Below are 791 nucleotides of genomic sequence, written 5' to 3'. Positions count from 1 at the left end.
AGCCCAGCAGCAGCATGGCCCGGTCGCGCAGGCCGCGCAGGGTGCCGCGGTCGAGCGTTTCCAGCATGGCGATCAGATCCTCGGGCAACACTGCTTCCTTCTGGCGGGGCGGGGCTGCGTGCTTGTTGCGGATGCCGGCCATGACGGTGGCGATATGGCGGTCCTTCCTGTCCAGCGGCTGGCCGCGCTGCGCATAGTTCCACGTCAGCGAGGAGAGCCGGCGCTCGATCGTCGAGACGGAGTTCGGCTTCTTGTCGCCGGTCGCCTTACCCGAGGCGCATGCGGTGACGTAGAGCCCGACCACCTGCGGATCGGGCGGAAACATCTCGACACCCTGGCGACGGCACCAGCTCGCAAACTGCTTCCAGTCCGAAGCGTAGGCGCGGCGGGTATTGGCCGAGCTCGCCGCCTCGACGTAGTCGCGGGCGCGATCGGCCAGCGCGTCGAGATGCGCCGGCAGGCGGGCATTGGCGACGACCGGAAGAGCGGAGGGGGCGTCGGCCGAGGGCTGCTCCGGCGCGCGGCCCATCTCCATGACGACGTCGATGATGTCGGGCAGGTCGTCGGTGCTCGAGCCGTTGGGCTCGGCCGAGGGCGCCGCCGCGGTTTGGTCGACAGCATCCTGATCGACAGGGGTCGCCGTTTCCTGTGGTTGAGCGGAGCTGCGCCGAGCACGATTTTCGGGGTTTTGATCGATGAGAGAGGCTGTTGCTCGCGCTTCGTCAACGGACGGCAAGTCATTGATCTGGCGCGAATCATCTTCGGAGTTCATTGGCGGATTCTAGCCTGTC

1 pseudogene is annotated in these 791 nt (G+C 67.1%); it reads right to left on the bottom strand.

Annotated elements, in window-relative coordinates:
- Positions 1 to 529, bottom strand: a pseudogene (locus EOA33_RS37325) (integrase); the annotation flags it as partial.
- Between the last annotated feature and the right edge of the window lie 262 nt (positions 530 to 791).

It is taken from the genome of Mesorhizobium sp. M4A.F.Ca.ET.050.02.1.1 (assembly GCF_003997725.1).
Classification (GTDB): domain Bacteria; phylum Pseudomonadota; class Alphaproteobacteria; order Rhizobiales; family Rhizobiaceae; genus Mesorhizobium.
This window is presented reverse-complemented; position numbering and strand designations above follow the sequence as displayed.